6 protein-coding genes are annotated in these 2,992 nt (G+C 60.1%); 4 read left to right on the top strand and 2 right to left on the bottom strand.

Annotated features, from left to right (window positions below; genetic code table 11):
* The coding region (locus BGIM_RS0143370) for a helix-turn-helix domain-containing protein (protein ID WP_020475835.1) at nt 1–330 on the bottom strand (330 nt) is incomplete at its 3' end.
* A gap of 137 nt (nt 331–467) precedes the next feature.
* Here BGIM_RS0143370 and BGIM_RS64170 point away from each other — a divergent pair.
* From BGIM_RS64170 to BGIM_RS65330, 3 genes are all read left to right on the top strand, one after another.
* A complete protein-coding gene (locus BGIM_RS64170; protein ID WP_157369872.1) occupies nt 468–635 on the top strand; it encodes a hypothetical protein in 168 nt (55 codons plus the stop codon).
* A gap of 261 nt (nt 636–896) precedes the next feature.
* Nucleotides 897–1,790: a hypothetical protein gene (locus tag BGIM_RS0143365; protein ID WP_020475834.1), complete on the top strand. Its 894-nt coding sequence runs from the start codon at nt 897–899 to the stop codon at nt 1,788–1,790.
* Nucleotides 1,787–2,098 (top strand): hypothetical protein, encoded by a 312-nt coding sequence (locus tag BGIM_RS65330; protein WP_020475833.1) that lies wholly within the window; start codon nt 1,787–1,789, stop codon nt 2,096–2,098. The genes BGIM_RS0143365 and BGIM_RS65330 overlap by 4 nt, the downstream gene beginning before the upstream one ends.
* Before the next feature lie 210 nt (nt 2,099–2,308).
* On the opposite strand, the gene BGIM_RS0143355 is transcribed toward BGIM_RS65330, so the two are convergent.
* Nucleotides 2,309–2,626, bottom strand: coding sequence for a helix-turn-helix domain-containing protein (locus BGIM_RS0143355; protein WP_238537828.1), 318 nt, complete (start codon nt 2,624–2,626; stop codon nt 2,309–2,311).
* Between BGIM_RS0143355 and BGIM_RS55635 the strand changes: the two genes are divergently transcribed.
* On the top strand, nt 2,625–2,992 hold a 368-nt coding region (locus BGIM_RS55635; protein ID WP_193789076.1), incomplete at its 3' end, for a hypothetical protein. The two genes, BGIM_RS0143355 and BGIM_RS55635, sit on opposite strands and share 2 nt — an antisense overlap.

Below are 2,992 nucleotides of genomic sequence, written 5' to 3'. Positions count from 1 at the left end.
CTCGCATGACCACCGGCTCCGGCCAAACCCAAAATCAGCGGGGCTCCGGGTCAATACCCATCCGACCAGGATGGCCGCCCACGCCGTCAGGCGACGAGGCCGTCGCGGAGGAAGGGCCAGGGCGTTGATCCCGTTCGCCCGATACCGTCCGGCCCATCGGGACACCGTCGCCGACGAGCAGCCAAGGCCGGCGGTGACGACGGCCCATGTGGCCCCGGCGTGCAACAGTAACAAGATGACGGCCCGCTGCCGGGAGGCATGGTCCGGGGCCGTGGCGAAACGATCAAGCAAGGCGGCGCGGTCGGCCGGCGTCAGAGTGATACAACACATGGGGGCTTGCGTCCTGCGGAAGTTCGTGTGGTAACGACTACCGTAGGGCCAAGACCCGCTTTTCGGCAAACTCGCACTTTCGTTCGACGTGGGAGCTATTTAAGTGTGGGTTCAATGACGTCAGCCTTGAGACTGCGATGGCAATTGAATATGCAGCTTACTGTCTTGAACAGACAGATATTCCTGCCGGACTACAAGCATTGGATAATGCAAGAAAATCAGTCGATTTGAATAAAACACTTGATCCTTTTCAGAAGCAAATACATTTTCAACGTATTGATTATATGAAAAAATCTATTTCATAATTCTACAACTTTCACAGTGGGAATTCATAATTTAAATGCGATCAAAAAATAACGGTGCCACGATTGATATTGTTGTCAGACAGGCTAATTTCAATGGAGCATGTCACGAAAACACTTGTCGCTGACGAGTTGTAGGCAGCGGACGAGCCGCTCCTGCCGCCCAAGAACCCCCGCCGACTCGGCCATCCGGGCCGCAAACCGCTTGGCCGCCGCCTTGTCCTGACCGGCGGCCAGTATCAGACAACCGCCTGGATTTACGGCGTGACCACCGCGACCGGCAGCGGCCTGAACTCCAACGACATCGTCCGTGTCATGCAATACCCCGATCCGACAACCGGGAACCCGAGCACCGGGCAGCAGGAGTTGAAGTCCGTCAACGCCCTGGGCCAGACGCTGACCACGACGGACCGGAACGGCACCGTCCACACCTGGACTTATGACGTGCTGGGGCGGTCCGTGGCGGACGCCGTGACGACCTTGGGAAGCGGCGTGGACGACACGGTTCTTCGGGTCGAGATGAATTACGACACGCAGGGCAATCTGTTCCAGACGACCACTTACGACGTGGACACCGGCGGCGACGTGGTGAACCAGATCCAACGGGCCTACAACGGCCTCGGCCAGTTGATCGCGGAATATCAGGCGGTCGATGGCGAGGCGGACACCGGCACGACGCCGAAAGTCCAGTACGCCTACTCCGAGATGGAAGACGGCGCCAACCACAGCCGGCTGACCCTGATGACTTACCCCAACGGCCGCGAACTGGAGCAACAATACGCCTCCGGTCTGGATGACAGCATTTCGCGTCTGACGGCCATTGTCGATGATGATACAACGCTGGAGGGATATGCATATCTGGGACTGGGCGGCAAGCCGAAATTCCTGACCCTGCTGGATCTGAGCGATCAACAATACGTCGGCGAGGTTCCGAAGATGTTCTCGTGCCGGACGGAGGGAGAGGCGGGGAAATCAGCCGCCCACGCCTTGTTTGCCCGGCCCGGCGTGAAGCGAGGAAGGCGAAGGCGTTTGCCTTGTCGCCACAAACCGGGCTGGCGCCGGTGTGGCAGGCAAAGCGGATTGATGTGTGCCTTGGGGACGAACTGCGGGCGACTCACCAACTGGTCAAGGCCCGCCACCGCGAAACCGGGGAGGTGAAATATTTCATCGCCCGGTCGAACCGGCGGGTCTGGTTGCGTCTGTTGCTTCGGGTCGGTTTCACGCGCTGGCATGTGGAGCATCTGTTCCGGGTGGCCAAGTCGGAAATCGGGCTGACGCACTTCGAGGGTCGCAATTATGTGTCGCTCAAAAAGCATCAGGCCCTGTGCACGACCGTGATGGCCTTCGTTTCCCGGCGCACAACCCGGCTTCGGGAAAAAAAATCCGGCGGTGACCTTGGAGCAGGTCTGCCGGGCGTTGAGAATCCTAGGCCGGAGACATCTGAACCGGCGTCGCGGCACGAGTGAGACCCAATGCCTGCTCGATCTCCTGCAATACCATCAACGTTGCAACGAGGCGGCGGTCGAATCACACCGCAAAAGAATACGCCAACTCAAAAGATTCAATGCGCTGTGGTGCTAGAGGCATCAGATTGCCATGGGGTGGCTTGCAAATCGCCTCATGGCAAAAGTCGGCAAGGCATGTCGTTTGAATCGCCGACGAAGACCAATCGCCCCTCATTGTGCCTCAACCGCCTCGAACAACTTCGCCATGCTGATCGTCAGCGCGACGGCAAGCCGCTCAATGTTCAGCAGGCTCAGATTCCGGGTTCCCCGCTCCACGTCGCTCAGATAGGTCCGGTGAATGCCGGCCTTGTCGGCCAGATCTTCCTGCGTCAGTTCCAGTTCCTCCCGCCGTGACTTCACGGCGAAGCCAAACCGCTCACGAACGTCGGATCTCGCGGCCCTCTTCCCCATGCCGCCGACGATAAACCCTTGTAGACTTTGGGTGTATCGACGATGAGTGACATTCCTGCTTCCAACCGAGCTCCCCATGCATCCCGCCCTGCTGTTCGCCGGCGCCCACGGACCGGACCTCGCCGCCTGGCTGTTCGCCCACGCCACGGACATCGGCGATGCGTTCGCCAAAATCGCCCGCCCGGTCGCGGCCGCGGTCACCGACCCAGCCGCCTCGCTTGACCGGATCGGGCCGGTTTTGGTCGCCCAGCGGGAGGGGCAAACAGAGGTCTTGGGCCTGCTTCACCAGCACACGGACAAACTGGACGGGATCACGGCCGCCGTGGAGGGAATCGGAGTCTGGCAGCAGTCGCTTGGCCGGTCAGTCGGCCTGCTGGGCTCGCTGTACATGGTGGGTCTTGGGATGACCGCCCTGAGCCAGGTTCATCTGGCGTTTCAGTTCGC

The organism is Zavarzinella formosa DSM 19928, from assembly GCF_000255705.1.
Classification (GTDB): Bacteria; Planctomycetota; Planctomycetia; order Gemmatales; family Gemmataceae; genus Zavarzinella; species Zavarzinella formosa.
This window is presented reverse-complemented; position numbering and strand designations above follow the sequence as displayed.